The sequence below is a fragment of the Micromonospora sp. NPDC047753 genome (assembly GCF_040642735.1).
Lineage (GTDB): Bacteria > Actinomycetota > Actinomycetes > Mycobacteriales > Micromonosporaceae > Micromonospora.
The window spans coordinates 1-16,793 of sequence record NZ_JBEYSL010000088.1 but is presented as its reverse complement, the minus strand read 5'-3'; the positions used below and the strand labels follow the sequence as shown (position 1 = coordinate 16,793).

Sequence of the window (16,793 nt, the reverse complement as noted above, 5' to 3'; positions counted from 1 at the left end):
GTCGTACCCGCTGATCGTCGACCAGCGCTGCCACGCCCGGACGTACGCCTCCTGCACCTGTGAGCGCCTGGTGGCCAATCGCCCCGAGGTCGAGTTGCTGTCGGTTCGACGCCGGCTCTACGGTGCGGACGACGACTGACCATGGTGCCGGCTGTGCCCGGGCGACCGGAGCGGCCCCGAAGGTAATGTTCGAGATGTTGGCCGGTCGGCCGGCGGCCTCCGGGTCGCCGGGTCGACCGGAAGCAGGACGCCGTGGAGGTGGCGAGATGTCTGATCCGGCCAAGGTACGCCGGCACGCGGAACGGGTGCGTGAGCTGGTCGCGTCGGTGGTGCGGAGCCAGATCAAGGACCCGCGGCTCGGGATGATCACCATCACCGACGCCCGGATTACCGCTGACCTGCGTGACGCGACGGTGTTCTACACGGTGCTCGGGGACTCGGTGGCCCAGGCGGACACCGCGGCGGCGCTGGAGAGCGCCAAGGGGATGCTGCGCAGCACTGTCGGCAAGGCGCTCGGGCTGCGCCACTCGCCGACGCTCGCGTTCGTCCTCGACGACGTGCAGGACCAGGTCAAGCACATCGACGACCTGCTCGCCGCCGCCCGCAACGCCGACGCCGAGGTGCAGCGGCTCGCCGCCCAGGCGAAGTACGCGGGTGAGGCCCAGCCGTACCGGGTGGATGACGAGGACGACGAGACGGACGAGGCCGACGAGGCCGACGTCAAGGAGACCCCGCGGGGTGGGGAAGCGCGGTGACCAGCACCGCCAGCGCAGCGTTCGTCGCCTCGACCGGGCTCGGCCCGACCGAGGCGGCGTGGGCCGAGGCCGAGGCGTTGGTGCGGGCTCTCCCGCCGACCGCCCGGGTGCTGCTGATCTGCCACATCAATCCGGACGGCGACGCGCTGGGCAGCATGCTCGGCTTCGGTCTGGGCCTGCGGCAGCTCGGCGTACGCGACGTGCAGGCGACCTTTCCCGGGCCGCCGGAGGTGCCGGAGCCGTTCCGGGGGCTGCCGGGTCTGGATCTGCTGGTCCCGGCGGACGCCGCCGACCCGGCGCCCGATCTGGTGATCTGCTTCGACGCGGCGAGCGAGTCGCGTCTCGGCGAGTTGGCCGGGCGGCTGTCGTCGGCGGGTGCGGCGTTGGTGCTCGACCACCACGCCTCCAACCCCGGTTTCGGCACCGTCAACCTGGTCGACCCGGGGGCGGCGGCCACGTCGGTCGTGGTCGAGCAACTGCTGGCCCGGCTCGGGGTGGTGGTGGATCCGGCCATCGCCGAGTGCCTCTACGTGGCGCTGACCACTGACACCGGTTCCTTCCGGTTCGCGGCTACCACTCCGGCGGTGCACCAGATGGCCGCCCGACTGCTGGCGACCGGGATCTCACCGGGTGACATCTCCCGGCAGGTCTTCGACACCCGGCCCTTCGGCGCGGTCCGCCTCTTCGGTGAGGTGCTCGGCCGGGCTCGACTGGAGCCGGCCGCCGCCGGAGGTCGGGGTCTGGTCTGGACCTTCGCCACCCTCGATGACCTGTCCCGGCACGACCAGCGGCCGTACGTGCTGGAGGCGCTGATCGACTCCGTGCGCTGCACCGCCGAGGCGGATGTGAGCTGTGTGGTGAAGCAGACCAGGCCGGCCGAGTGGGCGGTGTCGATGCGCAGCAAGGGCGCTGTGGACGTCAGTCGGGTCGCGGTGGCGCTGGGTGGTGGTGGGCACACGTTCGCGGCCGGGTTCACCGGTCGGGGCACCGTCGAACAGGTGGTCGAGTCGATCCGCGGTCAGCTGGACGCGGCGCTGATCGGCTGACGCGCCTTCGGCCGCCATCGATCTGTCGGTCTGGAAGATCAGGGTCAGCTCCGGGGAGTGTTGGTCTTCCCGCGTTCCGTGATACCGGGAAGAATTGCGGGATGGAGCAGCCGCACGACCTCACCGTGGAGGCCCCCCGCGCCTGGGACCGGCCCGCCGTCTCCGTTCCCGTCCTCGTCTGCCTCTCGCTCGTCGGTGGCCGGTTCGCGTCCTTCTCGACCGAGGCGAATCTGTTCACCCTCGGGACGGGCGGGGTGCTGATCTGGCTCGGTCTGAGCAACCGGGTGCCCCGCCGGCCGGCGCCGCGCCGACTGGGCGCGGGAGCGGCCTGGTGGGCGGTGCCGGTGGTGGTCTTCGGGGTCTTCGAGGGCGTGACCTTCGTGCTGGCCGCCGGCGATGACTTCCCCACCTTCTCCCGGCTGGCCGATCCTCTCCTGGAGGATCAACTGACCAGGTCGGCAGCCTGGTTCGCCTGGTTGGCCGCCTTCTGGGGGCTGGTGCGGCGATGATGCGCGCGCTCGCGATCGGCGGCTTCCTCGCCGCGCTGATCCTCTTCGCGGTGGTCGAGTGGATGGCCCGGCGGGAGGGGTCGCGGATCCCCACCCTTGGCGAGGTCTGTGCCTACGTGATGCGCTATGAGGTCGGTTCGGTGCCGGTGGGCCGGATCGGTCTGTTCGGGTTCTGGTGGTGGCTGGGCTGGCACTTCCTGGCTCGCTGAGCCGGGTTGCCGACCGTCCAAATGGCGGGAACCGTAAGCAGTATGTGGACCTGAACGATAACTTGGGAGAAGGCCGGTACCGCCTGGCGGTGCAGGTCATGGGCGGTGGTGCCACACCCCGCGCTGCCTCCCTCCAGGGTCGGATCGACCCGGGCTCACGCTGCCCAGTCGGCTGCTCCGGTAACCCCGGACCGCCGTGGGGCGCTCAGCAGGACCGCCCGTGAGGGCCGCCGCGTGTCGGCGGCTCACGCCCTGGGAAGAGGAGCGCCACCATGCCGAACAAGCCCAAGCCCGAGACCACCACCGACGACGCCCGCGAGCAGGCCCGCCGCGCGCTGCAGACGTCGATGGACACCCGCCAGTGATCCGACCCCGCCGACGGTGATCCTCAGATCGGTGCGGGCGGGAGATTCGGCCAGATCCGGGCGCGCCGGCGAAGGTAAGTAGTCGGCGGGATTGCGATCCTTACCGCAGCCGTGCCAGGATCGGCCGCGATGAGCCAGACCGTCACCACCGCCCACCGAACCGCCTCGCCTCGGCGGATCGCCGCGCTCGCCCTGCCGGCTCTCGTGGTGCTCGCCGCCGAGCCGCTCTACGTGCTGGTCGACACCGCAGTGGTCGGTCACCTCGGCCGGGTGCCGCTCGCCGCGCTCGCCGTCGGCGGCACGGTCATGACGCTCACCGCCTGGGTGGGCACCGTGGTCGCCTACGGCACCACCGGACGCACGGCCCGCCGCTTCGGCGCGGGTGACCGGGCCGCCGCCGTCGCCGAGGGCGTCCAGTCGTCCTGGTTGGCGCTCGGTGTCGGTCTGCTGATCGCGATCGGCATGCAGCTTGGCGGGGGCGCGCTCGCCCGTACCCTCGCCGGTGGTGGTGGCGAGGTCGCCGACGCCGCCGCCCAGTGGTTGCGGATCGCGGCCCTCGGCGCTCCCGGCCTGCTCCTCGCCGCCGCCGGCAACGGCTGGCTGCGCGGCGTGCAGGACACTCGCCGCCCCCTGTACTTCGTGCTCGGCCCCAACCTGCTCTCCGCGCTGCTCTGCCCGCTGCTGGTCTATCCCGGCGGGCTGGGTCTGGTCGGCTCGGCCGTGGCGAACGTCGTCGCGCAGACGCTCTGCGGAGTGCTCTTCGCCGCCGCCCTGGTCGGTGAACGGGTGTCGCTGCGCCCTCAACCTCGCGTGATCCGCCAGCAAGTGGTGCTCAGCAGGGACCTGCTGATCCGAGGGCTGGCGTTCCAGGCCAGCTTCCTGTCCGCGACCGCCGTCGCCGCCCGTTTCGGCGCCGCCGCCGTCGGCGCCCACCAGATCGCCCTGCAACTCTGGTTCTTCACCGCGCTGGTCCTCGACGCCCTCGCCATCGCCGCGCAGTCCCTGGTCGGTGCCGCACTCGGCGCCGGCGACGACGCGGGTGCGCGGGCGCTCGCCCGCCGGGTCGGGCTGCTCGGCGGCGTCTGCGGCGTGGGCTTCGCGCTGCTCGTCGCCGCCGGCGCGGGCGTGGTGCCGTCGTGGTTCAGCTCCGATGCCGGGGTACGCGAGCAGGCAATGGTGGCCTGGCCGTGGTTCGTCGTCATGCTGCCGCTGGCCGGGGTGGTGTTCGCCCTCGACGGCGTGCTGATCGGCGCCGGCGACGTGCGTTACCTGCGCAACCTCACCATCGTGGCGGCGCTCGGCGGCTTCCTGCCGGCCATCTGGCTGGCGTACGCGCTCAATCTCGGGCTGGGCGGCATCTGGGCCGGGCTCACAGTGTTCGTGGTGATCCGGCTGGTCGCCCTGCTGCTGCGACTGCGCAACGGCAGGTGGGCGGTGACCGGCGCGGTCCGCTGACCGGTCGCCGGGGCCCGCCGGTCAGCAGCGCGTGGTGGTCGGCGCGGGCGCGTCGAGGTCGAAGATGGTGCCCGGGTCGCCCGCGGGTATCCGGTCCCGGTGCACATCGGCGATCCAGAACTGCTCCCGCACCCAGCCCTCACGGAGCTGAGCGCAATCCGCGTTCCAGGTCACGGCCTCCGCCGAGGTGATCCAGAGGCCGCGGGAGGAAGCCGGCACGTCGTCCGGGTGCGGCACCTGCCACACCACCCGGTCGCGTAGCGCCACCACTGTGGCGCCGGCGGGGGCCCGCAGGTCCACGTCGAAGGGGTACGCCCAGACGAACTCCGTGGAGACCTCCAGCAGTCGGATGCCGTTCTGCCTGGTGGCCCGGTAACTGACCCGGCCGTCGGCGCGGACGCCGAACTCCCACTCCGACGGTGACGCCATCCTGGTGGCGTACCGCAGGAAGCTGCCATTGGTGAAGTCGCCCCGGAGCCGTTCGCGAGCGTCCGGGGCGAGCAGCGCGAGGAACGGATCCGGATCCCCGGAGAACATCGAGATGTCGACCCGACCCTCGACCAGTGCCTTGCGCACCGACTCCAGCGCTGTCCGCACCTGGGTCGCGGTGAACGGCCCGGCGCCCTTGGCCGCCGGCATCCGCACGGCCTCCTCGGCAGGCGCGAAGGAGGCCGCCGGCGATCCGGCGAACAGGTCGCGTGGTTCGCCGACCCTGCTCACCGGCGGGGTGAGGGTCGGTGTGGGGCTCCCGGAGGCGGACGTGCGGACACCATCGGCGACCCGACCGACCAACACCACCCCGCCGACGACCATCAGCAGCGCCAGCACCAGCCCGAGGCCGAGCAGCATGGCCCCGTTGTGCCGGGCCGAGAAGAAACGGACCCGGTCCCACCCGGTCGGCTGGTGCTCGGTCTGCGATGTGCGGAGCCAATCCGGTAGCCGCACCGGGTTGACCTGCGCTACCGCGGCGGGCGGCGGTGGCGGATCGACCGGGTCCTTCGGTGTGGGCTCGCTCGACGACGTGTTGTCCATGCTTCCCCCGTCAGTTCGCCGCCGCTGGTGGCGTGCGAGCAGATGGTAGGTGCCGGGCACCAACGCGGGCCCCGGGCACGGCTGCCCCGCTCGATCTTCCGCCGGATGGACGCCTCGTCCCGACGGAGTGGCTCAGACCGCGTGAGCGGAGGCTCGGGTCACGCAGGGCGTGCCCACGCCCCGCGGAGTACGGGCCATCTGGCAGGCTTGGCCGACGTGAGCACCGATGGTCTGATCGTGGTCGACAAGCCCGGCGGCATGACGTCGCACGACGTGGTGGCGCGCATCCGCCGACTGGCGAAGACCCGACGGGTCGGGCACGGCGGCACCCTCGATCCGATGGCGACCGGCGTGCTGGTGATCGGTGTCGGCCGGGCCACCCGGCTGCTGACCTACGTGATCGGCGCGGGCAAGAGCTACACCGGCACGATCCGGCTCGGCCAGACCACAGTCACCGACGACGCCGAGGGCGACGTGACCGCCACCGTGCCGGCCGGGCAGGTCACCGACGACGCGATCCGGTCGGCGCTGGCCGGACTGAGCGGCGAGGTCGACCAGGTGCCGAGCGCGGTCAGCGCCATCAAGATCGACGGGCAGCGGGCGTACAAGCGGGTCCGCGACGGGGAGAGCGTCGAGCTGCCCGCGCGGCGGGTCACCATCTCCCGGTTGGAGGTGCTGGCGATCCGTCGCACCGAGCCGGACGTGGTGGACGTGGACGTGGACGTGACCTGCTCCTCCGGCACGTACATCCGGGCCATCGCCCGGGACGCCGGCCTGGCGCTCGGCGTCGGCGGGCACCTCACGGCACTGCGGCGCACCTCGGTGGGCGGCTTCACCCTCGCCGAGGCGGCGACCCTCGACGAGCTGGAACAGCGCGCCCCGGACGTGGTGAACCTGCCACTGGACGCGGCGGCCGACCGGTTCTTCGCGCGCCGGGAGGCCACGCCGGACGAGGCCCGGGTGCTCGCCCACGGTGGGCCGTTGGACCCGGCCGGCCTCTCCGGGCCGTACGCCGTCTTCGGGCCGGCCGGCGGCCTGATCGCTATCGTCAGCGAGCGGGACGGACGGGCCCGCGCGGAGATCGTGCTCGCACCGGCCTGACAGCGCAGCGCAGGTCCGTCGGCCCGCAGCCGGCGGTGTCGACCCGCCGGCCGGCGGGACAGCAGAGAGGAACGGCATGCAGCGGTGGCGGGGCTACGACGCGGCGCCTGGCGGATGGGGACGCTCGGTGGTCACCATCGGCGTCTTCGACGGTGTGCACAAGGGGCACCAGGCGACCATCGGGCACGCCGTGGCCCGGGCCCGCGAGTTGGGGGTGCAGTCGGTGGTGGTCACCTTCGACCCGCACCCGGCCGAGGTGGTCCGCCCCGGTTCGCACCCGGCGGTGCTCACCGAGCCGGCCCGTAAGGCCGAGCTGATCGAGGCGCTCGGCGTGGACGTGCTCTGCGTGGTGCCGTTCACCCCGGAGTTCTCCCGGGTGCCGGCCGAGCAGTTCGTGCACGACGTCCTGGTCGAGCACCTGCACGCCGCGTTGGTGGTGGTCGGCGGCAACTTCCGCTTCGGGCACCGGGCCGCCGGCGACGTGGCGTTGTTGGAACGGCTGGGTCAGACGTTCGGCTTCGGCGTGGAGGGTGCCCCGCTGGTCGCCGAGGCCGGCACCGTCTTCTCCTCCACGTACATCCGGTCCTGCGTCGACGCGGGTGACGTGGGCGCGGCGGCCGGCGCGCTGGGCCGCCCACACCGGGTGGAGGGCGTCGTGGTCCGCGGCGACCAGCGGGGCCGGGAGCTCGGCTTCCCCACCGCCAACCTGCTCTGCCACCGGTACGCGGCGGTGCCCGCCGACGGCGTGTACGCGGCCCGGCTGATCCGCCGCGGTCAGCACGAGCCGCTGCTGGCGGCGGTGTCCGTGGGTACCAACCCGACCTTCTCCGGCCGGGAGCGACGGGTGGAGGCGTACGCGCTGGACTTCTCCGGCGACCTGTACGGCGAGCGGCTGGCCCTGGACTTCGTGGCGCACCTGCGGGGCCAGATCCGGTACGACTCGATCGAGCCGTTGATCGCCCAGATGAATCAGGACGTCGAGCGCACCCGGCGCGTACTGGCCTGATCGTGCCGGGGTGCCGGGCCGCCACCGAGGCCCTTCGCCGGGTGTTACCGGCGAGTGCTGGTAGTCTTGCCGGGACGTCGGGTGACCGGCGTGGGGCCTCGCGTGCCTGCTCGACGCCGCGGGTGCGAGGTACCGGTCCGTTCCCGGTCCATCGGGACGACGGACACCCACTTGATCAACCCATCGAAACAGGGAGAACATGGCGCTCGATCAGGAAGCCAAGGCCAGCATCCGCGCGGAGTACGCGACCGCCGAGGGCGACACCGGTTCGCCGGAGGTCCAGGTAGCGGTCCTCACCAAGCGGATCGCCGAGCTGACCGAGCACCTGAAGGTGCACAAGCACGACCACCACAGCCGCCGTGGGCTGCTGCTGCTGGTCGGCCGTCGCCGTCGGTTGCTCAACTACGTCCAGAAGAAGGACATTGCCCGCTACCGGTCGCTCATCGAGCGGCTCGGTCTGCGCCGGTGACGTGACGGGGGAGTGGCCGGTCGGCTACTCCCCCGTACCGCGTCCCACCTGAAGAAACACGGGCCGCGCGACCACCCGAGAGGGAGCCGGTCAGCGTACCGGTCTCCGGTAGTGGCCCCCGGGAACCCGGCATCATGCCGGCCACCCGGGCGCTTCGATCGAAGACCGGCCGGCTGAGCAGCTCCCCGATGTCGTGGGCCCACGACGCGAAGGAGCACGACAGCACATGACCGAGACCAAACTCGGCACCGAATCCCGCACCGCCGTGATCGACAACGGGTCCTTCGGCACCCGCGAGATCACCTTCTCCACCGGTCGGCTGGCTCGCCAGGCCGCCGGTTCCGTCATCGCCCAGCTGGGCGAGACGGTTGTTCTCTCCGCCACGACCGCCGGTAAGCACCCGAAGGAGCAGTTCGACTTCTTCCCGCTGACCGTCGACGTCGAGGAGCGGATGTACGCCGCGGGCCGCATCCCCGGCTCGTTCTTCCGCCGTGAGGGTCGGCCCAGCGAGGACGCGATCCTCACCTGCCGGCTGATCGACCGGCCGCTGCGCCCGTCCTTCGTCAAGGGCCTGCGCAACGAGGTCCAGGTCGTCGAGACCATCCTCGCGCTCGACCCGCAGCACCCGTACGACGTCGTGGCGATCAACGCCGCCTCGATGTCGACCAAGCTCTCCGGCCTGCCGTTCTCCGGCCCGATCGGGGCGACCCGCGTCGCCCACATCGACGGCCAGTGGGTCGCCTTCCCGACCCTGGAGGAGCTGGCTCGCGCCACCTTCGACATGGTCGTGGCCGGCCGCACGCTCGAGGACGGCGACGTCGCGATCATGATGGTCGAGGCCGAGGCCACCCCGAACGCCGTCGCTCTCATCTCGGCCGGTGCCACCGCCCCGACCGAGGAGGTCGTCGCCAGCGGCCTGGAGGCCGCCAAGCCGGCGATCCGCGAGCTGTGCCGTGCGCAGAGCGAGCTGGCCGAGGTCGCCGCCAAGCCGGTCACCGAGTTCCCGGTCTTCCTGGACTACCAGGACGACATCTACGACGCCGTCGCCGAGTTCGCTCGCGGTGACGTGGCCGAGGCGATCACCATCGCCGGTAAGGCCGACCGCGAGGAGGCCCTGGACCGGGTCAAGGCCCGGGTCGCCGAGGAGCTGGGCGCTCGGTTCGAGGGTCGGGAGAAGGAGCTCAGCGCTGCCTTCCGGTCGCTGACCAAGTCCGAGGTGCGCAACCGCGTGCTGCGCGAGCAGGTCCGCATGGACGGGCGTGGCCCGCGCGACATCCGGGCGCTGACCGCCGAGGTCGGCGTGCTGCCCCGGGTGCACGGTTCGGCGCTGTTCGAGCGGGGCGAGACCCAGATCCTGGGCGTCACCACGCTGAACATGCTCCGCATGGAGCAGATGGTGGACACGCTGTCCCCCGAGAACCGCAAGCGCTACATGCACAACTACAACTTCCCGCCGTACTCGACCGGTGAGACCGGCCGGGTCGGCTCGCCGAAGCGTCGCGAGATCGGTCACGGCGCCCTCGCCGAGCGCGCGCTGATCCCGGTGCTGCCGTCGCGCGAGGAGTTCCCGTACGCCATCCGGCAGGTGTCGGAGGCGCTCGGCTCCAACGGCTCCACCTCGATGGGTTCGGTCTGCGCGTCGACGCTGGGCCTGCTCTCCGCTGGTGTTCCGCTGAAGGCGCCGGTCGCCGGCATCGCGATGGGGCTCATCTCCGACGAGGTGGACGGCAAGACCCAGTACGTGACGCTGACCGACATCCTCGGAGCCGAGGACGCGTTCGGTGACATGGACTTCAAGGTCGCCGGCACGCCGGAGTTCGTCACCGCGCTCCAGCTCGACACCAAGCTCAACGGCATCCCGTCGGACGTGCTGGCCGCCGCGTTGCAGCAGGCGAACGAGGCCCGGCAGGTCATCCTCGGCGTCATGAAGGCGGCGATCGAGGCTCCGGCCGAGATGTCCGACTACGCGCCGCGGGTCACCACCGTCAAGATCCCGGTGGACAAGATCGGCATGGTGATCGGCCCGAAGGGGCAGACCATCAACGCGATCCAGGACGAGACCGGCGCCGAGATCTCCATCGAGGACGACGGCACGATCTACGTCGGCGCCACCAACGGCCCGTCGGCCCAGGCGGCCGTCGACCGGATCAACGGCATCGCCAACCCGACGCTGCCGAAGCAGGGCGAGCGGTTCCTCGGCACTGTGGTCAAGACCGCCGCGTTCGGCGCGTTCATCTCGCTCCTGCCGGGCCGTGACGGCCTGCTGCACATCTCCAAGGTGGGCGACGGCAAGCGGGTCGAGCGCGTCGAGGACTTCCTCAACGTCGGTGACCGGGTCGAGGTCGAGATCGCGGACATCGACGCCCGCGGCAAGATCTACCTCGACAAGGTCCGCCCGGAGGGCACCGAGGCTCCGGCCGCCGGTGAGGCCGCCGCTGGCGACCGGCCGGCTGGTCGGGACCGGGGCGACCGGGCTCCGCGTGACCGTGGCGACCGCGAGCGTGGCGGCGACCGTGGCGGGCGTGGCCCGGAGCGCGGCGGCGAGGGTGGCGGCGGCGAGGGTGGCGAGGGCGGCGAGCGTCCGCGCCGTCGGACCCGGCACAGCTGACCGTCGCACAACGCATCACCCACCCCTCGTCGAACCGGGAGCAAGTCGTGAGTCGGGCCATCAGCGCGCCGTTTCCACCGGATCGACGGGGGGTGGCCCCCGGCTGGCGGGCCAGCCAAGCGAGTCGAGTTCGGGACACCGGGGCGGGCCGCTCCGGCGGCACCGCCCGCGCGGTGACCCGGACGCTCAGCGACGACCCGCTGGGCGGCACGGTACGACGTACCGTGCTGCCCAGCGGCCTGCGCGTCCTCACCGAGGCGATTCCGGCGATGCGCAGCGTCTCGTTCGGCATCTGGGTGGCGGTCGGCTCGCGTGACGAGACCGGCCCGCAGGCCGGTGCCGCGCACTTCCTCGAGCACCTGCTCTTCAAGGGCACCCACAAGCGGACCGCACTGGAGATCTCCTCGCAGATCGAGGCGGTGGGTGGCGAGACCAACGCCTTCACCACGAAGGAATACACCTGCTACTACGCCCGGGTGCTGGACGAGGACCTGCCGCTGGCGATCGACGTGATGTGCGACCTGGTCGCGGACTCGCTGTTGGAGCCCGCCGACGTCGAGACCGAGCGTGGCGTGATCCTGGAGGAGATCGCCATGCACGACGACGAGCCGGGTGACGAGGTGCACGACCTCTTCGTCCAGGCCGTCTACGGCGATCATCCGCTGGGCCGGCTGATCTCCGGCACCGCGGAGACCGTCACCCCGATGACCCGGCGGCAGATCCAGACCTTCTACCGGGGTCGCTACACCGCGCCGGAGATCGTCATCGCCGCCGCCGGCAACCTCGACCACGCCGCCGTGGTCAAGCTGGTCCGTCAGGCCGTGCGCGGAACCCCGCTGGACAGCGACCCGGCCAGCCCGGCGCCGCACCGCGCGGCGACCCCGCCGGTACGCACCAAGCCGGCGACCACACTGGTGGAGCCGAAGGAGACCGAGCAGGCACACGTCATCCTCGGCTGCCCCGGCATCGACCGGCTCGACGATCGGCGGTTCGCCCTCGGGGTGCTCAACAACGTGCTCGGCGGCGGCATGTCCAGCCGCCTGTTCCAGGAGATCCGCGAGCAGCGTGGCCTCGCGTACTCGGTGTACTCCTACGCCAGCCAGTACGCCGACACCGGCCTGTTCGCCGTCTACGCCGGCTGCGCGCCGGGCAAGGTGGACGAGGTGCTGGCCCTGACCCGCGCCGAGTTGGCCCGGGTGGCCGCCGACGGCTTGACCGAGGCCGAGGTGGCCCGGGGCAAGGGGATGAGCAAGGGCTCGTTCGTGCTCGGCCTGGAGGACACCGGTTCCCGGATGAGCCGTCTGGCCAAGGGTGAGCTGCTCTACGGCGACCTGATGCCTGTCGACGAGCTGCTCCGCCGGGTCGACGAGGTCACCGTGGAGGACGTGAACGTGCTCGCCGCCGAGTTGCTCAACCGGCCGATGTCGTTGGCCGTGGTGGGCCCCTTCGGTGCGGGCGACTTCGCGGTCTGAGTCCTTCCGCCGTTGCGCGGTCTGAGTCCTCCCGTCCTCAGGGCGGGCCGAATTCTTTCGTCCCCAGCGTGGCCCGAGTCCTTCTGCGGCAGCGCGGTGCGACCCTTTCGGGCGTGGCATCCCGGCGGGTGGATGCCCCGGATCCGGCCGGAAGGGCCCGTCCCGATTGGGATAGGTTGTGCCCCGTGACTGACGAGCAGGAGAAGGCCCCCGCCGGGCTGGTGCGGGTCGGCGTGTTCGGAGCCCGTGGCCGGATGGGCATCGAGGTCTGTAAGGCGGTCGACGCCGCCGACGACCTCGCCCTGGTGGCGTCGATCGACCAGGGTGACGACCGTTCCGCCATCTCCACCGCCGAGGTGGTCGTCGACTTCACCACGCCGGACGTCGTCATGGACAACCTCCAGTGGTGCATCGAGCAGGGCATCAGCGCGGTGGTCGGCACGACCGGCTTCACCGAGCAGCGGCTGGAGCAGGTGCGCGGCTGGCTGGCCGACAGGCCCGAGGTGGGCGTGGTCATCGCCCCGAACTTCGGTATCGGCGCGGTGCTGATGATGCAGTTCGCCGCGCGGGCAGCCCGACACTTCGAGTCCGTCGAGATCATCGAGCAGCATCACCCGCGCAAGCTGGACGCGCCGAGTGGCACCGCCACCCACACCGCCCGGCAGATCGCCCAGGCCCGCGCCGAGGCCGGCCTCGGCCCGGTCCCGGACGCCACAAAGGACGAGGTGCCGGGTGCGCGCGGCGCCGAGATCGACGGGGTACGCGTCCACGCGGTGCGCGCCACCGGCCTGGTGGCCCACCAGGAGGTGCTGTTCGGCGGTACCGGCGAGACGCTGACCATCCGGCACGACTCGTACGACCGGGTGTCGTTCATGCCGGGCGTGCTGCTGGCCGTCCGCGCGGTGCGCAGCCGCCCCGGCCTCACCGTCGGCCTGGACGCCCTGCTCGACTGAGCTCAGACTCTCCCGCTCCCTCGTTGCTGGCGCAGATCCTGGACAGTTACCGTCGCGCGCTGACGGAAACTGTCCAAGATCTCCGCACGCGGACCGGGTAGCATCCGCCGATGATTGATGGTGGACACCTGGACCGGCGCGGGCGGCGAGTGACGCTGCGGCCGGTAGACGACGACAACTGGCGTGCGGTGGCCGACGTCGCCCCACGTGACGACCAGCGCCGCTTCGTGGCCGCGCTGGGCGCGCGCTATCTGCTGCTGAGCACCCGCTCCGAGGTGTGGAACTCGCTCGCGGTGTACGCCGACGAGACCGTCGTCGGTCACGTCATGTGGGGCGTGGACGACGACGGCTCACACTGGATCGGCGGGATGCTGATCGACGCCGCCGAGCAGGGCCAGGGTGTCGGCAGGGCCACCGTGCAGACGCTGGCTCCCTGGCTGGCGGCCCGAGAGGGCAACCCCCCGGTCCGCCTGTCGTACCACCCCGACAACACCCAGGCTGCCGCCCTCTACGAGTCCCTGGGCTTCCACCCGACAGGCGCTGTCGACGACGAAGAGCTGATCGCCGAACGAACCCCCTGACCCCCCGGCGATGCCGAGACCCCCCTGCCCTCCGCGATCTAGCACTTCCTGTCGCGACATAGAGAACATCCCACCCCTAACGGCAACCGAAACTGCAAGATCGCCGGGGCGGCGGGCCTAGGCCGGCGTCGATCATGGAGTTGTGGTGCCTCACAACATGGGGCGTACAGGGAACTGTCGCTCACCACAACTCATGATCGACCGGCGAGGGGTGGGGCGGGGCCGGGCGGGGTGGGGTCGGGGCGCCGGCCTGGGCAGGGACGGGTTAGGCGGTGTGGGTTGGGGAATTTGGGCGGCGTTGGGTGGGGAGGGTTGGGGTTAGTGGGGTGGGGAGGTTGGTGACAGTGGCTTCGCCGGTGCGGTCGACAGACACGTGCACCGGGGTGTTGGCCACGCGGAGGCCGTCGACCGCTACGGCGCCCAACTCTGCTCCCGCCAGGGGTGCCAGTCGGACCGTGCCGCCCGGCACGTCCGGGTAGAGCCCCGCGGCGGCCTGGAGCAGCAGCACCGCACCCGTAGCGGCCCACGCCTGCGGTCGGCACGCGGCCGGGTACGGCACCGGCCGGTTAACCAGTGAGCGGTCGTCACCGCCGTACAGCTCCGGCATCCGGTAGTCGAACGCCTCGGCCGCGCTGAGCAGCCCCTCGGTCAGGCCGAGCGCAGCCTCCCGGTGCCCGGCGCGGGCCAGCCCACCGAGCACGATCGCTGTGTCGTGGGTCCAGATCGAGCCACAGTGGTACGACAGTGGGCTGAAGCCGGCGTCGTCGCTGGACATGGTCCGCAGCCCGAACCCGGCGGCCATGGTGTCCGTGGTGAGCAGGTGCGCGACCTGGGCTTCCTCGTCCCGGTCGAGCAGGCCGGTGCCGAGCAGGTGGCCGATGTTGCTGGTCAGCGAGTCGACCGGGCGCTTGTCGCGGTCGAGGGCGAGCGCGGGCTGCGGGCCGTGGCGGCCGTCGACCCAGAAGCTCCTGCGGAACCGGCCGACAAGCGCGGCGGCGTGCTCGCGCCAGCGGTCGGCGTCCGGTCGGCCGAAGGCGTCCAGGAGGGCGGCTCCGTTCACGGCCGCCTCGTGCGCGTAACCCTGCACCTCGGCCAGCACGATCGGCGCGGTGGCCAGGGTGCCGTCGCGGAATCGGACGGCGTCACCGGAGTCCTTCCAACCCTGGTTGGACAGCCCGTGCCCGGTGGTGTCGACGTACTCGACCAGGCCGTCGCCGTCCGGGTCGGCGTGCTCGCCGAGCCAGCGCAGAGCCGCCTCCAGGTGCGGCAGCAGGGGCTCGACCTGCTCGGCGGGCATGCCCCAGCGCCACGCGTCGTGCAGCAGGTTGACCCAGAGCATCGTGGCGTCGACGGTGCCGTAGTACGCCGGCGGAAGGCGCAGGCCGTTGCCGGGCACCGTGAACTCGTGTCGGCGCAGCTCGTGCAGGATCTTGCCGGGGGCCTCGCCGGTTGCCGGGTCGAACCGGGTGCCCTGCCGGCGGGCCAGTACGCGCAGGGTGCCGGCGGCCAGGTCGGTGCCGAGCGGCAGCATCATCCGGGCGGCCCAGAGGCTGTCCCGGCCGAACAGGGTGAGGAACCAGGGCACGCCGGCGGCGAGGAACACGTCCCCGGGGGCGCCGGTCTCGGCCAGTCGGAGGCCACGCAGATCGTCGAGGCTGCGGTCCAGCAGTCGGACGAGGCGTCGGTCGTCGGCGGTCACCTCGGGTCGGGACCACTCCGGCTCGCCGGCTGGGCCGACGACGACGGCGCGCGGGTCCTCGACGGTCAACTGCCAGCGCAGCACGGTCTCGCCGCCGGGAGCCAGGTGAACCGGCCACGCCAGCCGTGGCGCGGTCGCACGATCGGCGTCGGCCAGCACGTCCGCGTCGGAAGCGGTGACGGTGACTGTGATTCCCGCTCCCGACCAGGTGAGCACGCCCGGCTGGCCGGTCTTGGCCTCCAGCGCGGCGGCGGCGCCACCGGACTTGACGGCCTCGATGGGTGCCAGGTCGCAGCCGAGGTCGACGGTGACGGTGGCGTTGACGTCGACAGTGGCGGTGGAGACGATCCGCAGCTCCTCGGTGAGGCCGTTGCGGGTGGCCCGGCGCAGGCGGTCGACGCGGACCGTCGGGTCGGGGGTGGGGTCGCCGAGCCAGCGGGCCAGGCCGACGAAGCGTGCACCGTGTGGGCCGTCGTCGCCGCGGGTCAGCCCCTCGAGTTCCCGTTCGTCGACCCGCAGCTCGGCGCGGGAGAGCACCCGGGCGTCGGCGTGGAAGACGCCCTGGACGCCGGTCGGGCGGATCTGCCCGGTCGCGTCCCCCAGCGCGCTGGTCGGGGCGAAGACCACCCCTACCAACTCGTGCAGGAGGGGTTGCAGCTGGCGTTCGATCACGGTGTGGCTCCAGATCCTCGGGGTGCGGGGCGGCCATCTTGACAACGCGCCCCTGGCGGTGCAAAGTGCGAAACATTCCAGAAACTTGAACGATCCAATCCTGCCTTATCCAAATTGGATCGTTCAAGATGGCGAGAGGGATTAAGTGGCCGAAAAGGTGACCATCGCGACGGTGGCCCGGCACGCCCGAGTCAGCCGGCAGACCGTGTCCAACGTCCTCAACAGCCCGCACATCGTGCGGCAGGAGACCCGTCAGCGGGTCCAGGACGCGATCAACGCGCTCGGCTACCGGGCCAACCAGGCCGCCCGACAGATGCGCACCGGCCGGTCCCGCCTCATCGCCGCCCGCATCGACCCGACCCGCGACGGCATCAACGGCTCCGTGCTCGACCGCTTCCTGCACGGCCTCACCGAGACCGCCGACGCCGCCGGCTACCGGGTGCTGCTCTACACCGCCACCGACGACGAACGGGAGATCGCCACCTACGGTGACCTGCTCGGCACCTACGAGTTGGACGCGTTCGTGCTGGTGGGCACCAAGTACGGCGACCCGCGTACCGAATGGCTCGCCGACCGGGACGTACCGTTCGTGACCTTCGGCCGCCCGTGGGACGCGCTCGACGCGCACCCCTGGGTGGACGTGGACGGCGCCGCCGGCACCGCCCAGGCCACCCGGCGCCTGCTGGACGCCGGCCACCGGCGGATCGCCTTCATCGGCTGGCCCGACGGCTCCGGCGTCGGCGACGACCGGAGGGCCGGCTGGCGCGACGCGCTGCGCGCAGCCGGCGTCGACCCGACCGGGCTGCACCGGGAGACCGAGGACGGCATCGCCGAGGGGGAGCGGCTGATGCGTGACCTGCT

The 16,793-nt window shown here is 72.0% G+C and carries 15 protein-coding genes; 13 read left to right on the top strand and 2 right to left on the bottom strand.

Features of this window, described 5'->3' with window-relative positions:
* Positions 1–266: 266 nt before the first annotated feature.
* From rbfA to ABZ749_RS10685, 5 genes are all read left to right on the top strand, one after another.
* Positions 267–755 carry a 30S ribosome-binding factor RbfA gene (gene rbfA / locus ABZ749_RS10705; protein ID WP_355009567.1) on the top strand — a complete coding sequence of 163 codons (489 nt, stop codon included), beginning with the start codon at positions 267–269 and terminating at the stop codon, positions 753–755.
* A complete protein-coding gene (locus ABZ749_RS10700; protein ID WP_357225778.1) occupies positions 752–1,801 on the top strand; it encodes a bifunctional oligoribonuclease/PAP phosphatase NrnA in 1,050 nt (349 codons plus the stop codon). Before rbfA ends, ABZ749_RS10700 begins: the two co-directional genes overlap by 4 nt.
* 101 nt (positions 1,802–1,902) lie before the next feature.
* Complete coding sequence (locus tag ABZ749_RS10695; protein ID WP_210784728.1) at positions 1,903–2,310, top strand: hypothetical protein; 408 nt, start codon at positions 1,903–1,905, stop codon at positions 2,308–2,310.
* On the top strand, positions 2,310–2,519 hold the full coding sequence (locus ABZ749_RS10690; protein WP_181548655.1) for a DUF6186 family protein: 210 nt from the start codon (positions 2,310–2,312) through the stop codon (positions 2,517–2,519). Before ABZ749_RS10695 ends, ABZ749_RS10690 begins: the two co-directional genes overlap by 1 nt.
* A 494-nt stretch (positions 2,520–3,013) precedes the next feature.
* The gene (locus tag ABZ749_RS10685; protein ID WP_357225771.1) at positions 3,014–4,339 is read left to right on the top strand and encodes an MATE family efflux transporter; all 1,326 of its coding nucleotides are present in this window, start codon (positions 3,014–3,016) and stop codon (positions 4,337–4,339) included.
* Between the two features lie 21 nt (positions 4,340–4,360).
* On the opposite strand, the gene ABZ749_RS10680 is transcribed toward ABZ749_RS10685, so the two are convergent.
* Positions 4,361–5,371: a hypothetical protein gene (locus tag ABZ749_RS10680; RefSeq protein ID WP_357225768.1), complete on the bottom strand. Its 1,011-nt coding sequence runs from the start codon at positions 5,369–5,371 to the stop codon at positions 4,361–4,363.
* Between the two features lie 198 nt (positions 5,372–5,569).
* Between ABZ749_RS10680 and truB the strand changes: the two genes are divergently transcribed.
* From truB to ABZ749_RS10645, 7 genes are all read left to right on the top strand, one after another.
* Positions 5,570–6,472: a tRNA pseudouridine(55) synthase TruB gene (gene truB / locus ABZ749_RS10675; RefSeq protein ID WP_357225783.1), complete on the top strand. Its 903-nt coding sequence runs from the start codon at positions 5,570–5,572 to the stop codon at positions 6,470–6,472.
* A 76-nt stretch (positions 6,473–6,548) separates the two neighbouring features.
* The gene (locus tag ABZ749_RS10670) at positions 6,549–7,478 is read left to right on the top strand and encodes a bifunctional riboflavin kinase/FAD synthetase (RefSeq protein WP_357208167.1); all 930 of its coding nucleotides are present in this window, start codon (positions 6,549–6,551) and stop codon (positions 7,476–7,478) included.
* A gap of 199 nt (positions 7,479–7,677) precedes the next feature.
* The gene (gene rpsO / locus ABZ749_RS10665) at positions 7,678–7,947 is read left to right on the top strand and encodes a 30S ribosomal protein S15 (protein ID WP_030337594.1); all 270 of its coding nucleotides are present in this window, start codon (positions 7,678–7,680) and stop codon (positions 7,945–7,947) included.
* Between the two features lie 226 nt (positions 7,948–8,173).
* Entirely contained in the window at positions 8,174–10,555 is a 2,382-nt protein-coding gene (locus tag ABZ749_RS10660; RefSeq protein ID WP_357225763.1) for a polyribonucleotide nucleotidyltransferase, read from the top strand.
* Positions 10,556–10,602: 47 nt separating this feature from the next.
* Complete coding sequence (locus ABZ749_RS10655) at positions 10,603–12,027, top strand: pitrilysin family protein (protein WP_357225761.1); 1,425 nt, start codon at positions 10,603–10,605, stop codon at positions 12,025–12,027.
* 185 nt (positions 12,028–12,212) lie between these two features.
* On the top strand, positions 12,213–12,980 hold the full coding sequence (gene dapB / locus ABZ749_RS10650) for a 4-hydroxy-tetrahydrodipicolinate reductase (RefSeq protein ID WP_357225757.1): 768 nt from the start codon (positions 12,213–12,215) through the stop codon (positions 12,978–12,980).
* Positions 12,981–13,090: 110 nt separating this feature from the next.
* Positions 13,091–13,561, top strand: coding sequence for a GNAT family N-acetyltransferase (locus ABZ749_RS10645; RefSeq protein ID WP_357225754.1), 471 nt, complete (start codon positions 13,091–13,093; stop codon positions 13,559–13,561).
* A gap of 265 nt (positions 13,562–13,826) precedes the next feature.
* Here the strand turns inward: ABZ749_RS10645 and ABZ749_RS10640 are convergent, their stop codons facing one another.
* Positions 13,827–15,932 (bottom strand): glycogen debranching N-terminal domain-containing protein, encoded by a 2,106-nt coding sequence (locus ABZ749_RS10640; RefSeq protein ID WP_357225750.1) that lies wholly within the window; start codon positions 15,930–15,932, stop codon positions 13,827–13,829.
* 145 nt (positions 15,933–16,077) lie between these two features.
* On the opposite strand from ABZ749_RS10640, the gene ABZ749_RS10635 reads away from it, so the two are divergent.
* Positions 16,078–16,793: LacI family DNA-binding transcriptional regulator (locus tag ABZ749_RS10635; protein WP_357225747.1), on the top strand; the 716-nt coding region annotated here is incomplete at its 3' end.